The organism is Candidatus Nitrosocosmicus oleophilus (assembly GCF_000802205.1).
GTDB lineage: Archaea > Thermoproteota > Nitrososphaeria > Nitrososphaerales > Nitrososphaeraceae > Nitrosocosmicus > Nitrosocosmicus oleophilus.
On the sequence record NZ_CP012850.1, the window covers coordinates 69,443 to 87,669 of the forward strand.

General features: G+C 34.0%; 17 protein-coding genes and 2 pseudogenes. 11 read left to right on the plus strand and 8 right to left on the minus strand.

What is annotated here, in order from left to right; genetic code table 11:
- Nucleotides 1-5: 5 nt before the first annotated feature.
- Entirely contained in the window at nt 6-1,847 is a 1,842-nt protein-coding gene (locus NMY3_RS00395) for an ATP-dependent DNA ligase (protein WP_196816988.1), read from the minus strand.
- Nucleotides 1,848-2,115: 268 nt separating this feature from the next.
- Between NMY3_RS00395 and NMY3_RS16610 the strand changes: the two genes are divergently transcribed.
- The 5 genes and pseudogenes from NMY3_RS16610 to NMY3_RS00415 form a co-directional block, all read left to right on the plus strand.
- A complete protein-coding gene (locus NMY3_RS16610; RefSeq protein ID WP_231100155.1) occupies nt 2,116-2,313 on the plus strand; it encodes an SDR family NAD(P)-dependent oxidoreductase in 198 nt (65 codons plus the stop codon).
- A 16-nt stretch (nt 2,314-2,329) separates the two neighbouring features.
- The gene (locus NMY3_RS00400) at nt 2,330-2,974 is read left to right on the plus strand and encodes an SDR family oxidoreductase (RefSeq protein ID WP_269464949.1); all 645 of its coding nucleotides are present in this window, start codon (nt 2,330-2,332) and stop codon (nt 2,972-2,974) included.
- A 58-nt stretch (nt 2,975-3,032) separates the two neighbouring features.
- Nucleotides 3,033-3,720: pseudogene (locus NMY3_RS00405) on the plus strand (MGH1-like glycoside hydrolase domain-containing protein).
- 29 nt (nt 3,721-3,749) lie between these two features.
- A complete protein-coding gene (locus NMY3_RS00410; protein ID WP_196816990.1) occupies nt 3,750-3,983 on the plus strand; it encodes a hypothetical protein in 234 nt (77 codons plus the stop codon).
- 46 nt (nt 3,984-4,029) lie between these two features.
- Nucleotides 4,030-4,428: pseudogene (locus NMY3_RS00415) on the plus strand (MGH1-like glycoside hydrolase domain-containing protein); the annotation flags it as partial.
- A 118-nt stretch (nt 4,429-4,546) separates the two neighbouring features.
- On the opposite strand, the gene NMY3_RS00420 reads toward NMY3_RS00415, so the two are convergent.
- Nucleotides 4,547-5,419, minus strand: a complete 873-nt coding sequence (locus NMY3_RS00420; protein ID WP_196816992.1) for a dienelactone hydrolase family protein — start codon at nt 5,417-5,419, stop codon at nt 4,547-4,549.
- 798 nt (nt 5,420-6,217) lie between these two features.
- On the opposite strand from NMY3_RS00420, the gene NMY3_RS00425 reads away from it, so the two are divergent.
- From NMY3_RS00425 to NMY3_RS00445, 5 genes are all read left to right on the plus strand, one after another.
- Nucleotides 6,218-6,427 carry a hypothetical protein gene (locus NMY3_RS00425; protein WP_196816993.1) on the plus strand — a complete coding sequence of 70 codons (210 nt, stop codon included), beginning with the start codon at nt 6,218-6,220 and terminating at the stop codon, nt 6,425-6,427.
- A 395-nt stretch (nt 6,428-6,822) separates the two neighbouring features.
- Nucleotides 6,823-7,878 carry an NAD-dependent formate dehydrogenase gene (locus NMY3_RS00430; protein WP_196816994.1) on the plus strand — a complete coding sequence of 352 codons (1,056 nt, stop codon included), beginning with the start codon at nt 6,823-6,825 and terminating at the stop codon, nt 7,876-7,878.
- 300 nt (nt 7,879-8,178) lie between these two features.
- Nucleotides 8,179-8,445, plus strand: coding sequence for a hypothetical protein (locus NMY3_RS00435; RefSeq protein WP_196816995.1), 267 nt, complete (start codon nt 8,179-8,181; stop codon nt 8,443-8,445).
- A gap of 1,106 nt (nt 8,446-9,551) precedes the next feature.
- Nucleotides 9,552-9,932 carry a response regulator gene (locus tag NMY3_RS00440; protein WP_196816996.1) on the plus strand — a complete coding sequence of 127 codons (381 nt, stop codon included), beginning with the start codon at nt 9,552-9,554 and terminating at the stop codon, nt 9,930-9,932.
- A gap of 504 nt (nt 9,933-10,436) precedes the next feature.
- The gene (locus NMY3_RS00445; protein WP_196816997.1) at nt 10,437-10,937 is read left to right on the plus strand and encodes a hypothetical protein; all 501 of its coding nucleotides are present in this window, start codon (nt 10,437-10,439) and stop codon (nt 10,935-10,937) included.
- Between the two features lie 544 nt (nt 10,938-11,481).
- Here NMY3_RS00445 and NMY3_RS00450 read toward each other — a convergent pair.
- The 6 genes from NMY3_RS00450 to NMY3_RS00475 all read right to left on the minus strand — a co-directional run bounded on the left by NMY3_RS00450 (nt 11,482) and on the right by NMY3_RS00475 (nt 16,419).
- Nucleotides 11,482-11,946: a hypothetical protein gene (locus tag NMY3_RS00450; protein ID WP_196816998.1), complete on the minus strand. Its 465-nt coding sequence runs from the start codon at nt 11,944-11,946 to the stop codon at nt 11,482-11,484.
- Between the two features lie 3 nt (nt 11,947-11,949).
- Nucleotides 11,950-12,408, minus strand: a complete 459-nt coding sequence (locus tag NMY3_RS00455; RefSeq protein WP_196816999.1) for a hypothetical protein — start codon at nt 12,406-12,408, stop codon at nt 11,950-11,952.
- 543 nt (nt 12,409-12,951) lie between these two features.
- The gene (locus NMY3_RS00460; RefSeq protein ID WP_196817000.1) at nt 12,952-14,514 is read right to left on the minus strand and encodes a cytochrome c biogenesis protein CcdA; all 1,563 of its coding nucleotides are present in this window, start codon (nt 14,512-14,514) and stop codon (nt 12,952-12,954) included.
- An 11-nt stretch (nt 14,515-14,525) separates the two neighbouring features.
- Nucleotides 14,526-14,744: a hypothetical protein gene (locus NMY3_RS00465; RefSeq protein ID WP_196817001.1), complete on the minus strand. Its 219-nt coding sequence runs from the start codon at nt 14,742-14,744 to the stop codon at nt 14,526-14,528.
- 129 nt (nt 14,745-14,873) lie between these two features.
- Entirely contained in the window at nt 14,874-15,296 is a 423-nt protein-coding gene (locus NMY3_RS00470; RefSeq protein WP_196817002.1) for a hypothetical protein, read from the minus strand.
- A 508-nt stretch (nt 15,297-15,804) separates the two neighbouring features.
- Nucleotides 15,805-16,419 (minus strand): hypothetical protein, encoded by a 615-nt coding sequence (locus NMY3_RS00475; RefSeq protein WP_196817003.1) that lies wholly within the window; start codon nt 16,417-16,419, stop codon nt 15,805-15,807.
- Between the two features lie 222 nt (nt 16,420-16,641).
- Here NMY3_RS00475 and NMY3_RS00480 point away from each other — a divergent pair, with 222 nt between their 5' ends.
- Nucleotides 16,642-17,412 (plus strand): copper resistance CopC family protein, encoded by a 771-nt coding sequence (locus NMY3_RS00480; RefSeq protein ID WP_196817004.1) that lies wholly within the window; start codon nt 16,642-16,644, stop codon nt 17,410-17,412.
- Nucleotides 17,413-18,227: the final 815 nt, after the last annotated feature.

The window sequence follows — 18,227 nt, forward strand, 5'->3', positions numbered from 1 at the left end:
CTGTTTCATGGTTTACTTTTGTTTTTTATATGAAATTGATTTTGATATATTGTATCAATTTTTTCTAATTCATCAATGTCTTTTAGTTCTTTGTCATATCTGATGTTTTTTATCCTAGGAAAACGTAAAGCATATCCACTGTTGTGTCGATCGCTTTGTTGAATAGTATCAAAGGAGATTTCTAGAACAATTTCGGGCTTTACAATAATCTTACTACCTTCATCTCTTATTATGATGGACCTTAATTTTCTGGTCATGTAATCAATTTCTTTATTGGATAGACCTGAATATGCCTTACCTATTATTTTCAGATCACCAAAAACATTCTCCCCGTTTTCCGATGCTAATTGATTGTCGACAATACTAGTGGCGTAATCTTTTACTGCCAAAGTATAATCTGAAAGTGTTCCTGCTCGTTTTCCATGACCATATTCAGCAATTACTACTACCGCATCAATAGTATCTAACTCCTCCTTCAATTTTATCCAATATTTTCCTCTCTTACCAGGATAATACTGTGATAAAGGATCCTTAATGACCAATCCCTCATGTCCTTCATTTCTACTTTTTTGAAATCTATTAGTTATTTCATCCACAGATGAAACCGCCTTGCTTTGAGCAATAGAAATTATAGAGTCTTTAAATTGAAAATTTGTTAACAATCTCTTTCTAGATTTAAGAGTATCTTTGATTACCTGTCTTTGATCATAGAGCATTATGTCATATACAACATAACAAATTGGTATTTCAGATAAAATGGTGTTTGTCATGCTTTTTCTTCTCAACCGCTTTTGTAGTTCTTGAAATGGTAGTGGTCTGTCATCCTTGAAAGCTATTAGTTCACCATCTAAAATGAAATTAATATCGTCCCGATCGATGTTATCGGCATCACTCTTATCAGGATGTACATCATGCTTTTTTGGTCTTGTTTTTGCTTTTTTTATTCTTACATCCAAGGCAGAGTGAGTTAATTCTGGAAATGCATATGAAATATCGGCAAGATTTCGAGAGTAGAGTTTACAAACATTTCCGAATTTGTGCATTTGTACTCTAATACCATCATATTTATATTCACAAAGGAGCGGCCTGTCAAAATATTTGACAATCTCTTCTGCAGTAAACATGACATCAGCCAACATGAAACTCATAGGGACATATGGTTTAATCGTTACTAAGTTTAACTCATCTCTTTTTGACAATAAAGCAACATTTGCAATGTCTCCTGACATCAACATCGCTTCTCGTATACTCTCGACATTTTTTTCAAATGCTTTTGCAATGGCTATTTCTATAAGACCGTCATAGGAACCTATACGCATTTCATTGGATATTATTTTTACAAGGTATTTAGCCTCCAAAGGTGAGCATCTTAAAAGCAATCCTTTTAAGATATTTTTTTTGTCGTTGTTAGACCTGGGACCTCTAAGATTGGCTATCTTTTTAAACTGATCATATATTTCCTTTAAAGTTGGTTTTTCTTCTAGAGTTTCTACGCTATTGAAAAGTGTTACTATCTTTTTATTAGAAATTGCATACTCGGCAATAGTACCCATATCACCATGTTCTAAATGAAGCCGCATAACATCTGTCTGATCTAATCGAGAGATTTCTAACAGAGACTGTAGTATTGTTCTAAACCCTACATTTAGATTATAAATTGATCCCTTTGGGAAAATCTTTCCAGACAAAAATAGAACCGCGATAGGTAGAGAATCGTCATCCAAACCTGAAATATATTGTACGATTAAATCGACTTTTTTATTCTTGCTTGTCGTACTCCTTATTGATTCACACGACTCAACCAAGGCAGAAAAGTAAGATACCTTGTAATGAATATCATTTGTCAAGTTAATCGTCCCCAATCAACCTATGATTAGAGAGAATTTTACCTCAATATTAGGTACTGTGAGAACATTTCTAGACAGTCCGTGATTTATTATGTCAATACTGATCGAGTTCAAGGGTAGGAGAATGACAGTTGATAGTATGATCAAAAAATTTAGTCTACTCGCACGTATTGATAATTTTGTTCCTTTATAATCTTATAAATTATCATGATCTAGGTTTCAGCCTGATCTTTTTAAAATACCTTTCATTAATATCACACAACATAACATGAATAACAATAATCAAGATAATGAAGGTGTACCAAAGTCGGGAGAAAGGGTAGCAGTAATAACAGGTTCTAGTAGGGGAATAGGCAGAGCAATTGCTTTAAATTTTGCAAAATCAAAGGAATATTCATCCATAGTAATTAATTCAAGAAGGATAGATGAAGCCGAGCTAGTAGTACAAGAAATAAAAAAACACTAGTTGTGATTCGATTGCTATCCCCGGAGATGTTTCACAAGAGAAAGACTGCATAAGATTGATTGATGAAACAGTAGATAAATTTCAAAGATTGGATGTATTAGTCAATAATGCTGGGATTCAAAAGGACATTCCACTAACCGAAACAACTCTTCAGGATTGGTATAATATTATATCAGTAGATCTTACTGGTCCATTCATCTGCAGCAGAGAAGCTGTAAAACAAATGAAGGTCCAAAATAATCCTTGCGGCGGATGCATAATTAACATATCCTCTGTTCACCAGATTATTCCAAGACCCCACTATGTAGCATACGCAACCTCAAAAGGTGGAATCGAGATGATGACAAAAACCATGGCACTAGAGTTGGCTACCGACAACATCCGGGTAAATATCGTTGCTCCGGGCGCAATAGACACGGATATGAATATTAATTTGCGTACTAATGTTGAGGAACGTGAAAACACTTTAAGAAAAATACCCATGGGTAGAATAGGAAAGGACGAAGAAGTAGCAAACGTAGTGGAATTTCTTGCATCCCATAAGGCTAGTTACATAACAGGAAGCACTGTTATAGTTGATGGAGGAATGACCCTATATCCCTCATTTATTCTTGATTACGATCATAATTCCATCCATATTTTTCCAAAAGGTTCAATGTGAAAGAATGTAATAAGGAAGACAATATTAGAATGCGTATTAATGAAAAGTCAGATTATAAATGACAGATCTAAAAAGGCTGCTACAAAAATGTGAAGAAGTATTAGACAAGAATTGTAACGGATCATTTACCATACCTTCTGCAACACTATATCCTCATCAATGGAGCTGGGATGCTGCCTTTATAGCACTAGGCAATTCCTATACCCATACTGAAAGAACAATCAAGGAAATGCAATTTTTGTTTGATGCCCAATGGAAAAACTGCATGGTACCTCATATTGTATTCAACGAGAAAAAAAACATATTTTCCTGCAGCAGATTTTTACGAAATTACTCGTTCACCAAATGCCCCAGAACATATAGGCACATCCGGAATGACACAACCACCCGTGCACGCTCTTTCATGCTACTATATACATCAGAACTCCGAACATAAATTAGAAACAACAACCTTTCTCAAAAATATTCTTCCAAAATTAATGAATTTTCACAGGTATCTTTTAACTGATAGAGATCCGGAGGAGTCAGGTCTTGTCACTATTTTACACCCCTGGGAATCTGGAGAAGATGATTCTCCAATCTGGGACCAGACTTTATCTCGAATTTCTTTTACGAAATCGGATCTTCCAGATTTCAAAAGACTAGATATTATTGCAGTAGGAGCTTCCGAAACGATTCCCAGTGATGACGAATATAACAAATTCATCTATATGATAGAAATCATGAAAAAATGCCATTTAAAATAAAGGATTTATTATTTAGTAGCATTCTGTATATGGCCAACAAGTATTTATTAAAAATTATAGGCATACTGGAGGAAGCTGAAGGACTGGGATCAGCAGGAGAGGTTCAAAATTTAAAATCAAATTCTAAAGATGAAATTAGTAAATATAACAAATACAAGGTGGAAATACTACATTGGATAGCAAGAACTGAACGAAATTTCTATCGATACTTTTTGCCACCTTATTATTCTAAAGTAGGGAAAAGTGAACTTGTCTATTTCTAGATTATGACTTAATAGCAAAATACTGGATTAAGACCGAACAGTCTCATCACTCATTCCATTATCAACTGGATTATTATTACCGGAAGAGGCCGAAACGATGGTCAAGTTTTTAAAACATGCTTATCATTATGGTCCTGGAAAATATTCTCACGAACCCGTGTTGCCTAGCACTGTCCTTCGGGAAGAATATTTTAGTTCCCTTACTTATTGGCGGGGACCTGTTTGGATAAACATGAATTGGTTCTTCTGGTTAGGATTATTAGACTATGGGTACGAGAAAGAAGCTGAGGCGATAAGACAAGGAGTATTTGAACTAGTGCAAAGACATGGAGTTAGAGAGTACTATAATCCTTATCAAGGTAAAGGATTAGGAGGTAAAGATTTTTTATGGACAGCCGCACTAGTAATTGACATGCTCCATCACCCAAACAAAAAGAAAAATTGATGCTCTGCTTGAAAATGCTTCAGAATATTAGAAGAAATATTACCATTAATAATTATCGGAACAAAAAAGATAGGATATAAATTATTGAATTATTCAATAATTTTGTCTCATCACCCAACTAGCTTTGTAAATATTTACCTAAAAAGTCTAGAGTTTTTTTCCATGCATCTGCTGTCTCAGTAGGAGCGTAATTATCGTTAGATGGATTTGCAAAAGCATGACCAACATTAGGATAAACATAGATCTCGTTTGGCACTCCAGTATCATTTAAAGCCTTTTGGAATTGTTTTACAGAGTCAACCGAAATTGATTGATCCTTACCTCCGAATATTCCTAGAACTGGTGCTGTAATATTCGAAATCGCTTGAGAATCGTTGGTTAGTCTACCGTAATAGATAATTGTGGCGGCAATAGGGTCATCCTTGCTGTTGATGGCTAATTGCAATGACTGTTGACCTCCAAAGCACCAACCCAATGATGCTATTTTTGATGGGTCGACATTATCAAGGGATCTCAAATAACTTACAGCTCCTTTCATGTTTTCTATCGCAATGTTCGGGTTTTCTCTTATCTTCCCAGTTAGTTCTCCTGAGCGTTCTGAATTGTTGGTGACGACTTCGCCGTTAAATAGATCCACGGCTAGTACCACATATCCATTTTTGGCAAGTAGGTTAGCTGATTCTTTGATATAATCATTCAATCCCTTGTTTTCATGAATAAGAATGACGGCAGGAAGTTTTGCTTTTTCGCTGCTTTGGTTTTGGTTTGGGTAAACCAAATAGCCCGTTGTATTTCCTCCAAAATACGTTACCGTCTTGTTTTCTATTGATTGAAGATTTGCACCGGTAGATGAACTATTGTCTCCAAAACTCACCAGAGTCATAGCAGATAAACCCGTAGTTTGTTGAGCATGGATTGTCGGTGTAGATGCTATCAAGTAGGCAGGAAATATAAAAATTGCTAGTAATGTAATTATGGTAGATTTTTTCATCAAGAATAAAAACATATTATTGCTTTTAACTATTTTGTAAATCCATTAATGTTTTGATTATACTGGTAAGATTTATTTTTTATTTAACCAGAACGATTCCAATTCGTAAATATTATGATCAAAGAAGTGTCTTTGAAAACAATAAAACTTAATTGAATATTGAAGTGGGGTAGAGGTTTTCTTGGTGTTATCACTATTAAAAAAGGATTTCAAAATACTATTAGCAGAGCAACAGATTTACTTTTCAGAATTACTTGTTATTTTGAAATTGGATTCTTATGATCTTCAAGAGATAACCTATACAGGACTGTTCAAGCGAAGACATTCCATCTAAACAAAAGCCATTTTCTAAACTAACTTCTCCTATTAGTTCAATAGTTCGGAGCCATTGACCTCGTAACCAAAAGATCGGCGAAGGATAAAAAAGGTGAGGAACCTAAACAGACCGATAGTCCAAGGAAGCCGAAGTCAATAATATTAGAGAATAAAAAGTGTTCATAAGGATAAGCCTTGCAAGCCTGAAGGAAATACGATAATAATTTGATAGTAATGATAAATTTTTGATAACAGTCTTTTATACTTTTTATTTGAATAGGTGCACGTTTAATGGAAATATTATCAAAGACTGAAAAGAAAGCACTTGTCATAGTATTATACAAAGAAGGTTAAACGTACAAAGAAATAGCAGAGATCGTAAGAATTTCTCCAAGAGATATTGGAAGAATAATTAATGAATATTCTGGAGAAAGGACAACCATTTACACCAAATCTAGTACTTCGAAAGCTTACGATCTATTTTTGAAAGGCAAATCTCAGATTCAAGTTGCTATAAGACTTGATCTAAAATATGAAGAAGTAATGAAAGCTTATGATGAATATTTGAGTCTTCAAAGAATTAGATCTTTTGAAACTATGTACAAGACCTACAAGAATTATAGGTCTGATATACTTTTAATAATAGATAAAATAAGATATCACAAGATTTCAGCACAAGAGTTTAATCAATAATGCAAACAGATAGATGAAAATTGGCCATAGTACGCATAGAATATTTGTTTAACATGGTGATTATGGTGAAGCTTAGAAGTTAAATTTCAAACTAATAGGTTTGCCATTATTGGTTTGTTGTAAATAAATAAATTATTAACTAATATTTCGTTGGTTGCAAAAGGCAATGGAATATGTTTCGGAATTTGTACCTATAGAGAAATTCCCAGTCTTTTAGAGATCATTTTTAGATCTTAGTATAAATTATGATTCAGGTTGCACATAGTTTAACTTATCCTTAGATAAAGATAGATTTTCCTTAGCCATATAAGGTGCACTATTGTATTTTCCGGCTAACTTGATAAGGATTATTAAATATATTAAAAACTTAAATCACTTTTCTAGTTTTAGAAATTATGAAAATTGTTGCAGTGTTATATCCTGGAGGAGAAATAGCAAAAAGGACACCGGCGATTCTTGGTTCGGCAGAGAATGCTCTTGGCTTGACAAATTTTCTGAAAGATAAAGGACATGAATTTATTGTATTAACAGATAAAGAGGAGGAACTTGATAAACACATTTCTACTACTGATATTCTGATCACTACCCCCTTTTGGCCGGCCTATGTTACCAAAGAAAGAATTTCCAAAGCTTCTAACCTCAAGCTCATCTTAACTGCAGGCGTAGGATCAGATCACATAGATTTGGCTGCAGCAGCAAGTAGTAAAATAACTGTTGCAGAAATTACAGGTAGTAATGTGGTAAGTGTAGCTGAACAGGTTGTGATGCATATCTTGGCTTTAGTGCGAAACTACATACCAGCTTATAAACAGGTTATAGAAGGTAGATGGGATATAGCAGAGATAGCATCAAACGCGCATGATCTAGAAGACAAGGTTGTTGGAATTATCGGAATGGGAAGAATTGGACAAAGGGTTTGTGAAAGGTTGAAAGCATTTGATGTTAAAATGCTTTATCATGATCAAATTCCTCTACGGACTGCAGAAGAATTTGTGTTGGGTGTCAGATACACCCCTAGAGATCAGATCGTAGAACAGGCTGATGTGATTACAATAAATACGCCTTTAACGCCAGAGACCGATGGTATGTTTAATCGAGATCTACTTTTTAAAATGAAAAAAGGTGCATATCTTGTTAATACAGCTCGAGGAAAGATCGTAGATACTCATGCTCTTGTAGAATCTTTGGAGGAAGGTCATTTAGCAGGATATGCTGGCGATGTTTGGTATCCACAACCGGCCACAGGAGATCATCCTTGGAGACATATGCCTAATCATGCGATGGTCCCTCATTATTCTGGAACAACCCTCGAAGCACAAAACAGATATGCGAATGGAATAAAGGATTGTCTTATGCGGTTTCTAGAAAACCGTCCTCTTGAACAACAATACCTTATTGTCGATAAAGGTGGCGTGGTAAGCCCGAGTTACAGCTACGCTTTCAAGAAATAAATGGTGCTTTAGTCATTAGGCTCGATCTCGATCTATTTTTATTGAAGATTAAAAACGTCATATTGACATAATTTTATAGCTGCCAGATACATTTTATTTGTCTCTTAAGTCCTTTCATAAAGTTTCAAAAGGCCTTCCCCGTCCACAAGTCGAACCCAAATACCATCTAGTATATGAAAAGAATACTATCGCAAAAATTTCTTGCAGTTTTATATTCTAAGAATAAATTTCATTAAAATCTCGCAGTAACGAGTATCCAAACTATGATATGATTAATTTAACTTATACATTTCGACTATAATGAGTAACATAACAAAAACTAGTAAGATTGGTATTTTTGCAGTGATGTTTATCGCAGCAGACTTGATTGGTTCAGTTCTTACAATTGGTGACAACATTGCATTTGCAACCAAAAAACACAACGACGCAGAACAAGAAATTGAACAAGATCAGGATAGCGAACAAAATGCACAATGTGTATCAGGAGAAATTACCTTTGCTTCATGCAATAACGTAGGAATACAATTACAAGAACAATTAGGCGACTTGGCTTTAGGTCAACAATAAACTATTTTTTTTAATCAAGTTTCTATATTGTTACTAATGCAGGTTTATCTTTTATTTCTGCGCCATTCTAGAGATAGTTTAAACTCCAGTAACTGGAGAATACCTAGTATGATAAGGTTCTCTAATCTTGTCAAAAGATCGAATGCAGACTTTTCTTTTTCAACAAATAGTTTTATTACTAAGAATAAGAATACTATAGTCCTCCAGACCAATGAAGGACATTTTAATAAAACAGACTGTAAAATATACACAGATCAATAGTCAGTCACCTATGCCCTTGATAAATTAGAGGACTAGCTAATCCTGAAAGATATTTTATTTTTAGGTGCTGGTCTTGGACTGTTTTTAGCCGTCAGAATATTAAAAGGGGTAAGATCCCCACAATTCTCAGGGTGTTTAATATGTTCTCCTTATTAATACCTATTTATGTTATAATAGCATAGAACTTAATTCCCTTAAAGCTTAAATTCTAAATCTACATTCCTTTATTTGAGGAATTCTAGCCAGTGTCTCTCTCACCTGTGAGAAGTTATACTAAGCCCCTTCTCATGGGTAAATGCTAGTCTTTTAAAGAGCAGACAATCGAAACTCAAAGCTTAAAATGTCTTATACATGATATACGTAATAGCGACTAATTATCTAAAGAAATAATCATCCTTATTATATATCTCGGCCTTCATGTTACTATTAGATGTATTTATGTTATATACACAAATATAAAGATAAATGAATATTTTATTCCCATTATCAGAAAGATGTGATATGTTTAATTACTTAGTTGATTAGAAGTTAACAACCTAGAAAATAGTAATAGGCTACATTCATGTCATAGATAGTGTTGTAATAAGAGTTATGACAACGAAGGGTAAGTCGCAAACTACTTTCATTGATTCCTTATCAAAACCTATCAAAAACATGAGGCCTGAGATCAATCTGGATGATGACGTGATCACAAGTTTACTGATGCCTTCTTACTATTTTCTAGGAATATATTATTGCTTGCCTTTTATCATTCTCTAATTTCAAGTTCTAACATATAGATTCCAAATATTATTACAACCTTAAATCTTTTTTAATGGGCATGACATAATAATGAATTATAAGAAATGTCCTTACCCCATTCGGTCATGGTGGTGGACGATGAACCGGAGATCGCAAATCTGTATGAAGAATTTCTACGAAAGTCTGGTTTTATTTCGACTTGTTTCATCGACCCGCTACTTGCACTTGAGCACTACAACCAAAACCCTAATCGATACTCTCTTATTATCACGGATTTATGCATGCCTAGCCTTGACGGAATAAGATTCGCTAAAAGGATAAGAGAATTTGATACCAAAATAAAGATACTATTAAATACAGCATTTTATTTCAATGAAATGCCAGATACCGAAGAATATAGGGAAGCCAAACTAACTGGACTAATTCAAAAGCCTACAAGGCTCTCAGAATTAAGACAAAGAATAATAGAGTTGTTGTCGAAATGACCACAATTAATATTTTTTTGTGTCATTAGTTTGATTCAAAAGGATTAATCTATTTAAAAGGTATTTCAAGTTCATCTTCTTTATTCACGGCCATTGCTCTAGTATTTATTAGTAATTTTTTAGTTGAGTAAATAATAAAAGGTCCTACACAAGAGATGGTGTAAGACCGTAATGGAAGTGTTTCGACTATGGTAATTAAATATATTTCAAACATATTAAAAAACATTTTGATATTCAATTATTGATTGACCAATTATATAAAACTAATATTTTCTTATAGCTTTTAGTTTTTAAACACCATTTTATAACAATAACAGAATAGACTGTCAAAGCAACGAAATAATAGATGAAAAGAAAACCAAAATGTTTGAAGTAATCTGAAAAGCCAGTTTTGATAAATTGCCACATTAGTACAAAGCTATTCAACGAAAAAACAGATGCGACTGGTTTTAGAATCTGCAAGGAAATGCTTTAATTACCAAAATAAATGTTAATGAGGTGAATATGCATCTAAGATTTGAAAAAAAAGTAATGGTTTATGGTTTATCCATTGCAATATTAGCTGGTTTAACATTTACTATAGGTCAATTATTAGTGGAAAATGACAACTACGTATTGGCTCAACAAGAACAAAAAAATCAAACATCAATACAACATGATGCAAAAGGCCATGAGTCTCATCAAGTCATTATTTTTCAAAATTCGAGTGACGGTCTAAAATATTCAGGAACAGTGACATTTGATCTTTCAAAGCCTGCAGACGTCATATCATTCGAAGAAATCACAGATGGACAACCTGCAAATGCAACCAAAAAGATTTGGGAGGTCGGAGACAAAAAATTCGTACCGACCACACTTTTAAAAAATGTAACTGATGGATCTATTGACTTTAATGGAAGCGGCATACTAGCCCACAGTACTTCTAGCGACATATACACAGGCTCCTATATTCTTAATGACACAGCTTTTAGCAATAACAACAGCAGTAGCAGAGGTATTCAATAGATCTTTTTTGCTAAAAATACCAAGTATTAGTGCTGAGAGGAAGCAGCCCGTTAAGGGCATGGCTATAGCCGATAAGTTAGTTGTATTGATGATTCTCCATTAGGCAGACATCATATTCATCTAATTACGTTATGACATCTTCAATTTCTGTTTCTATCTCATTTTTTAGAATTTAATCTTCTTATCTGCACACAGATCTTTAACTCCTCCTCAGCGAGTCTTGTTAATCCGCGAGCCATTGTCATGAACATTGACATTGCATTTTTGGTAGCGATCACTTTTCACTTTATTTGATCAAACAAGTAGTCAGGTAGGTAAGTACCCTCTCTGAGTCTTGTAAATAGTGATGAACTTGTCGAGGTTCAGTAGCCTCATATAATCATCAAATAGAGTAACAACGTGATCAGTTTCCAGATTCAGAACAATGGTAATATCTACTCGATAGGACTCTCATGTTATATTCTATAAATTTACATTGTAGTGACTAGTTAACACGAGGTGGTAAGAATATCCTCCAGTGGAACATACTTACCTTATTCTAATTTTATGATCTCATTGCAAGGATATTAAATTTATCACCGGTAGAAAAGCCCATCATAGTACCATCTAATATAGGTATCAAACTTGGATTGGAGATTTCTTCGTTTTGTTTGGATGGAAAAGATAATTCGCCTAGTTTAGTACCCGTTTTGTTTAGTACCACAACATTTAGAATTTTTCCAGAGTCTCCATGACCAGATTCCCCACCTTCTTCAGATTCAGGGAGGGTGACAAAAGCCATCCAGATATTATTGTTCTTATCTACAACTAGATCCATGTTCGTATGGGAGGATGATACAAAGTCTGATGTGTGCACTGGAATTGGATCACTAAAGGTTTTGCCCAAATCATTAGAATTTACGGCGTAGTAACCAGGTCCATCAGTTCCATTCCCTGTAAAATATCCAACATGTAGTGTTCCTTCAGAGTCGAACTGCAGTCCAGGTCCAACCGATGGACAACCATTCATATATCACTCAAGTTTTTGGACTTTGACAGGTTCTGAATATTTTAGGCCTGAACCATTATCAAGAGTATGTGAAACTACTATATCTCTCGTAGTAGAATAAATAGGAACCTCTATTAGACCTTGTTGCAAGGCAGTCTTATCTACATACTCAGAATCAGATTGGTTCGAGATATATTTATCAGAATAGTCACTTAATAGAGCGTTCGTTCTTTTGCTATCACGCCATGAGAAGTATATCTCCCCGTCTGGTCCAGGTGTAGTTGCAGTATCACAGCATTGGCAGCCTTCTTTATCCAAGGTTAATTTTTTAAAAGTATTTCCATCGTCAGTAGATCGCAGTATGTTTATTTGGGTAATGTAATCTAGTTTGTCCATATCATATGCTACCGAGCTTTCATTTACCGCTACCAATTCGTTATTTACATAGGGTATCAATATTGTACCATTCTTTGAAATAGCCAAGTCAGCATACAGCTTCTCACTGATGGGTTCATTCTTTGCCGGGTAGCTAGTAGGCTCAAAGATTTTACCATCATCAATTGATTTAGCTAGTGGTATATCACCAATACCCCAGAATGTCTCGTGAGGAACTATCTTACCCCAAGATACAAAAATTTCATTGTTGGGCCCAAATCGAATCGGAGGAGAAATGTATGCAGGATCAGCATCTCCTTCCTTGGTTTTGTGCTGTTACTGATTCATAGTCAAAATCAACACTAAAGATAGCAAGGAACAATGTTGATATAAATATTGAAAATAAATGTACATAATCAGATGTCATAAAATGTGTCTGTTTTAATATTTTCATAAATGATTTACAATTGTTAATCAAAGATATTTTTTAAATAAGGTGTATAGTACAATCATAGAACTAATGCTTTTGAATTAAGAAGAAAAATTGAAAATAACGTAGTACAAGTATTCGCAATCCATCATGTTTCTCTAGATGGCCCAAGCTAAACTAAATAGAAAAGAAATTAAGGATTGGATTTGCTAAAAAAAATTCTACCCTAGCATAGGGAATGTTCCTCCCAAAGAGGCTGTAATAATAGTCAAGTATCCCGTGAGTAATAGAACACCCATAACCATCAACAATGCAACACTTATCCTGTGAATCCATGGCATATACTTGTTTAATTTCTTGTATGTTACTAAATATTTGTCAATGGCAAGTGCTGATAATATGAATGGAATTGCCAGTCCGCAAGAATAGACTACTAGTAGCAGTATACCATCATATAGAGAGGTGGTTACTGCAGCTACTGTCAGGATACTAGCAAGTATTGGTCCAATACAAGGAGTCCAACCAGCTCCAAATCCCATGCCTATTAACAGCGAACCTACATGTCCTGCGGGTCTCTGTGTGAATTTATATCCTCTATCTCTCTGAGCTCCTGGGATCTTTAATATACCAAGGAGATTAAGACCAAAGATTATTATCATGATTCCACCAATGATTTCAATCCAGCGACTATATTCGTGAAATACAGATCCAATTGCAGTAATAGAAGCTCCTAAAGCAACAAAGACTAGTGAAAATCCCAATATGAATAGGCATCCTCTGATAAAGGTTGTTGATTTTATAATAGATATTTTCTGTATAGATTCTTGGTTTTTGAATTCTTCTTCCGCTGCTGTTTCTATCCCTGAAACATCTGCTTTTATATCGACGTTGGAACCTCCTGTCGAAGAAGACTTTTCATCGTTTTCGGAAATCGATTTTCTTTTGTTATTCTTATTTAGTAATTCGTCAGAGCTCATCCCAGTTATGAAGGCAACAAAACTAGGGATTATTGGTAAAATGCATGGTGACAGAAAACTCAAGATACCAGCCGCAAATGCTATGGGTATCCCTATCGTAGTAATATCACTACCTGTTCTGATATCGGTATTGGAATCTTGATTAGCTGCGGTAGCAGTACTAGCAGATAAAGTAGAATTAGACAATGCATTAGAAGATGCGAAAGCTGGTGAGACCTTCATAATAGCATCCTCTACTAAGGATTTGGTACTAGCAGACATTGGATTAAACTGACCTTTCCAGGTATGATATATAGTTCCGTTCTTATCTATTAGATAGGAATCAGGGACACCTATAGCTTTAAAGGTCCTGGTAAAAGCATCATTAGGATCATGCCAAATAGGATATGTTATATTCATTCTGTCAGTAAATAGTTTTATTCGGTCATCCATTCCAAAACTATCAACACTTACTCCAATAACTTCTAGTCCTGTATCCTTGTACTCTTCATACAATTGTTCAAGTCCAGGCATTTCTTCCCTGCAGGGAATACACCATGTAGCCCAAGAGTTCAATATGATAAGATCACCAGTAGCATTTACAACAGTTAGTGGTTTTCCATTTTCAAGGGATAGCGCTTGGTAAGATTTTACCTTATTCGCGGGAATTGATTGTTCTAAATTTTCTGATGCAGTTGTCTGTCCAAAAATATAATAATTTTCTATTTCTTTGTCTAAATTCAAAGTAATAGTAAAAAAAATCAAGAATGAAAAAATCATCATTGATGGAATGACAGTTGTACAGTTTGAAGTTATTCGTTTAAACATGTTCGATTACCTCACATGCCATTTTGAGTTTTTATATTTGTACTATAAATTTGATTAGTTTGAGGATCTACAAATAAATCGGCTCCTTGTGAACCGCTATCTGTAACAGGGATAGAAACTGATTGTTGAATCTTATTTGTTAATTGAGATTGTGAATTAGAAAATTGACCTAGTCCAATACACAAAATCATAACAGATAGTGACTGCAAAACGGCGATTGAAGGTCTCACAAAATTATACTCTTTAAAAAATATATAATATTTCTTGTACATTAGTCGAAGAAAGGAAGAGTATATCTTTCTACGAAATTAGAAAATCATCATTGGAGAACTTTCCATGATAATAGATAGAATACATGATCACAATCCCGGTAGAAAAACAAACGTTTTTGGTATATTATTTGGTGATTTCCCATAAATTAGAGTTATTTCATGATGAGGATGTAGTACAATATCCCTGATTTGAGTACCATTTTTTATCATATTGCCATTAACGTATGCAGTTAAATTCTTATTGTCAGCAACTGTTTGATTGATATCGCTATTAATTGCAAATTTCTGGTTCCACAAATCAAAAAATTGACCTAAATTGAAATCTCTGTGGACATGTGATTCAATATGAATGATACCGGATTGGTCATGAGTATGTAGCCAATAGAAGCAATTATCTGTTATTCCTTTAAGGGCAGGCACAGTATAATTTTTACCGTTCACTAGAATATCAAGATGAACATGAATATGATATCCAAATTGTTCCATTGGACCGCACTCAATATCATCCACTGTGATACCCTAGGAATGAATTGATGAAGACATCAAGTAAGACCGATAATTTGAAAACAAAATTATGGAAATCGCAAAAGTAGATAACAAACCAAAAATCCTAACGTTCAAGATATCTTTATTTGTAATTGAAGCATTATTTTTAAAGTCCTCGTGATTGCTATTGAATCTTTCATCGTCTCACTTCTCTATCTATGATCTGAATATCATGATTTATCCTTATCCCTTTGAGTAATAGAAAGAGACGTGACTTTCTTAATTTGTTTTTGATTCTTTCTAAAATGCATAATACCAAATATCAATATCATTATTGACAATGTTGTTACTATGTACAGAAGTATGTACAGAAGTGTCATCCAATGCTTATTGTGCTAAAGCAAGAGGCGATACAAACGATAATGTATATTGTACAGCAATAATTAGAAAAAAAGAAATAAAAGATTTTTGGGAAATCATGTTAATCCCCGTATGTTCCTGCATTAAAAAAAATCAAAGCAGCTTCTTACTATTATTCAGTTTTGTTCAGTTCTTGAGCTATCTCAAGTTGTGAAATATATGGTTCGGGGAATCCTGTTCTATCCTCAGGACATCCGAAACCTCCTTGCAGTGCCTTTCTTACCACATTTTCGGAAATGTCAACTGTAGAGTTATCAGAAGGTGCAGATTCTCCTCCTGATGGTTGACATGAGAATGTTACATCAAAGTTTGTTCCATTGATGTTTCCATAAATCCTATAGTCAAATGTTGTTGCAACTGTTGGATAAAATGTCTCTGACTCATATTTTCCTACTTCACCAAATGCAGGATCCAAATTAGATGTCATGTTCTTGTCACCTGCTAATATTTCCACTTTTAACATGTTTTCTAGCCCAGTAATTGGTTGGGTCCCGTTTGCTCTACTATTGGTTGGATCTGAAGCATTTGGCCAATAGGCATCTAGTGTTGCTGCAGTTTTATCATCTACATATAATGGTTCATTTGCAGAACCAATAACAAACAAGTAATCTTTCCCATTAATCTCATAGAGTGCTCTTTGGTGAGCATATGACATTTGCAATATTGGAGACATTATCATAGATAATGTAATTATAACTCCAACAAACATTAAATGAATCTTATTCATCGTCCCTTTTACTATAAATAACATTATAATGTTTGTTGTACAAGAATCGAATAATCAGATCAATATGAAAGGAAACGAACAAGGTTTACAGAAATTTTCTATGTTATCTCTCAAAAAAAAAGAAATAATCTATTTGCGAGAAGATGATATTGTAATAAATATCTTATATCACTTCGAACGTTGTACAACAATCGTTTTTAATTCTGCTGCCCAATATAAGATATGAAGATACTTTTTATTGTCTTTTTTGCTCTTTTATACGTTGTAGGCACAGGAATGTCTTTTTTTCCTGTATATGGCCATGCAAACCCGGTCACATATGATCCGTCTCCAAACAAAGTATTTGATTCATCTCAGTCTTTACCAGACAAAGTTACAATAACCTTTTCGGAAAAACCTGAAGTAAAGGCAAGTAGTATAAAGGTTTTAAATTCAAATAATGAAAGAATTGATAACAACGATTTGAAGATAACCGATTCCGATAGGGCGTTGTCAGTATCGATAGATAAATCAAAAATTACACCAGGAATATATACGGTAAACTGGGCGGCATTATCTAAAGATGATGGACACATTACCAAAGGCTCCTATGTATTTTCTTTCGATAATAAAAACACTCAACAAGCCCAAAATTCTCAAATAATGTCGAATGCGAATAGCTCTACAAGTTATTCTAAGAATTTTACAACCGCCGATAATATAGTTCTTAAATTTAACATGATTCCCTTTAGTGTAGGTCAAAACAACTTTACGCTTGGAATCTCGCATGTAAATGGAACAGCAGTTGAAAATATCAGAAATGTATTTTTGGAATTCAATAACCCAGAAAAGAATTTGGGACCAATTGCTGAAACCATGGACAAAGTAGGAGCAGGAAACTATTCCAAATCTGGGAGTTTTATCAGTCAAGAAGGCAACTGGCAGATAAAAATAACCGTTCAAAGAATTGGTGAATATGATATCAATCAGAAATTGGATATTCAGGTCAAATAATCAACAAATATTGGAATAAGATATTGATGCAAACATACACCACAGCTAACAGAAATAGATTGGTGATCAAAAATCAAATTATTTCGGCGGAAACATTGCAGTTTGAACATTCAAACTAATTGACATCATTAAGGATAAATGGAGAAATTCCATTTTTCCTTTGACGAAAACCAAAAACAAACACAATGTTTGTTCAGACAATTTAAGATAGATCATAATTTAAACACAACAGGACATTCGTAGAATGTACTAATACACCATCTTATTCTCAACTCGTATCAATATCTGATTAACGTAGTTTTTGAAGTCATGACCAAATTTTGTTCTTTTGTATAACAATTCGGTTTACAAACCATGATAGATACGTGAGAATTTAATTTGGTGTTCACAACAAGATGGAATTCATTAATGGTTCCTAATACTATATCTTACCAATCTGAAAAAAGGAAATTCAGGCGATTATAACGGAGACTAGTATTATTATCTCAATTCCCAGGGACAATCTGCACTTTATCAGCCCCAAGTACAAGAAAATGAAATTGACATGGTTTGTGGATTATGAAACTAAAAGTCGAATGAATTGGAGTATTACATTCAACGAATGTACAAGAAAATATTTTAAGTATGATTTCATTTCTAACTTTGACCTGCATTCAAATGGCAGGAAAAAAAATACAATGCTAGTGTACTCTTCAACTTTAAATAATGATAATATTTGCTCCAATATTATCATTATTTGAGTTTAATCAGATTACAAAATCCAAATATTAGTGCTTATTCCCATAGTTAGTAACTTGTATTGTTATTTGGGTCAA